Here is a 2,001-nt window from a genome sequence, read left to right as displayed (position 1 = left end):
CAGCATCCGTGCTGGTCAGACGCCTAAGGCTGAGGTGGACGTGAAGGGACTCGAAAAGAATTCTCGGCGCGTCGCGCTATTTGCGCATTTCACGTCCCCACCTGCACTATGGCCGTTTGACCTGCGAGAATGACGCACGCGTGTGGACGAGACGTGAGGACACAAGTAGGCACTGGTAGCCTCTCATCCGACACGTATCCGACACGGCAGAGGCCGGAGGACATATGGGTAAGCGGTCGTTCGGTCAGATCACTCGCCTACCGAGCAAGCGGTACCGAGCTCGGTACACCGGGCCGGACACCGCCCTCCACAACGCGCCGAGCACCTTCGACACTCGCCTGGACGCCGAGGCTTGGCTCACCGACGAGCGACGACTCATCAGCGCGGGTGCTTGGGCGCCGCCGGCGTCGAGGATGCGTGCCGCTGAGCTGGCCGAGCTGCAGCGCAGGCAGAGCGTCTTCTCCACCTATGCCCGGGAGTGGCTGGTCGGACGTCACGACCTGCGGGGCACGACGCGCGCCAGCTACCGGACCGCGATCGAGCGTCACCTCGTGCCGACCTTCGGTGATACTCCCCTGACTGAGATCACAGCGAGCCTGGTCCGTTCGTGGTTCCAGTCCTACGGCGACCGGACCCCGACTGCGCGCGCCCACGCCTACCAGGTCCTCGTCGCACTCATGGCCCAGGCGGAGCAGGACGAGCTGATCCTGCGCAACCCGTGCCGCATCAAGGCTGGAGGGCGCACCACGGTGGCGAGAGAGCCCGAGGTGCTGACCCTGGCGGAGCTGCTGACCCTTGCCGACGCCATGCCACCCCAGCAGCGTGCGTTGACGCTGCTCTGTGGACTGTGCGGGCTGCGCTTCGGCGAGGCAGTTGCCCTGCGCCGACGGGACGTCGACCTCGAGGCAGGCGTCGTGTCCGTCGCGAGGACCGCTGTCCGTGCCGGAGGGACCAAGACCACGAACGCCCCGAAGACCGCCGCGGGCAAGCGTGAGGTGGCCATGCCGGCGCTTGTGGTGGTCGCGCTGCGCGACCACCTGGCGGCGCATTCCGTCCGTGGCCGCGACGCGCTCCTGTTCCCTGGGCGGGACGGTGAGCTCCTCGCGCCGTCGGCCCTGTACGGGCGCGAGGAGCGTGTCGAGTACCGCGGGGACAAGCCCTACACGAAGCGCGCCTACGGCTTCCATGCCGCACGCGAAGTCATCGGCAAGCCGGAGCTGCACTGGCATGATCTGCGCAGGACCGCCGCAACTTTGGGGGCGCAGTCGGGCGCGACAGTGCGGGAGATGCAGCACCGACTCGGGCACACGACGCCGACGATGGCGCTGCGGTACCAGGCCGCGACCGCCGAGCGCGACCGCGCCATCGCCGACCGGCTGCAGGCCCAGATCGACGTGCTCCGAGGCGTTGGCACGGTGACGCCACTGCGCAGCGAGAAGGCGCAGTGATCGTGAGAGGTCGACCTCGCAGCTGAACCTGCTCGGACCGGCACGACGCCCGCCCCCGCGCACGAGCATCGACTGCCCATCGCGCGCTTTCCACAGCTCCAGGCCCCCTCCCCCACGACCGGCAGGCCGCGCACCTCCACGCCAGCTGCCCACCTGGCCCAACGCCCCGACCTGCCCGCGACGCCAACGACTGACCCGACCGCCCCCGGAGAAGCACCAGAACCACGTAGAAGGACACACCTGGTGCACTCGGTGAAATTAGTTGGCGTCAGGTGACCCCCAGAGCGCTGCTGGTCCGCTTTAGGAGGTGTGATGACGTTGCACAAGCTCGCCGCGGGCAGTGGGTACACGTACCTGACGAAGCAGGTCGCGGCCCACGACGCCACGGAGAAGCGGCAGGTCGGGCTGGCGTCCTACTACGAGGAGAAGGGCGAGGCACCGGGCCGCTGGCTCGGCACCGGACTGGCCGGCCTGGACCTGGCCGTCGGCGACGCGGTCACCGAGGAGCAGATGAAGCTGCTGTTCGGGCAGGGCCGCCACCCCCGCTCCGGCG

Annotated in this window: 2 protein-coding genes; both read left to right on the top strand. The window is 69.0% G+C overall.

The genetic code is table 11. The annotated features are described in order from the left end of the window. Positions 1-224: 224 nt before the first annotated feature. Positions 225-1,448 carry a tyrosine-type recombinase/integrase gene (locus Q4P07_RS14275; RefSeq protein WP_303375579.1) on the top strand — a complete coding sequence of 408 codons (1,224 nt, stop codon included), beginning with the start codon at positions 225-227 and terminating at the stop codon, positions 1,446-1,448. A 312-nt stretch (positions 1,449-1,760) separates the two neighbouring features. Further along, a partial coding sequence (locus Q4P07_RS14270; RefSeq protein WP_303375578.1) for a relaxase domain-containing protein occupies positions 1,761-2,001 on the top strand: 241 nt, incomplete at its 3' end.

Source organism: Ornithinimicrobium sp. (assembly GCF_030537745.1).
GTDB lineage: Bacteria > Actinomycetota > Actinomycetes > Actinomycetales > Dermatophilaceae > Ornithinicoccus.
The sequence above is the reverse complement of the archived record's forward strand: the minus strand, read 5'-3'. Positions and strand labels throughout refer to the sequence as shown.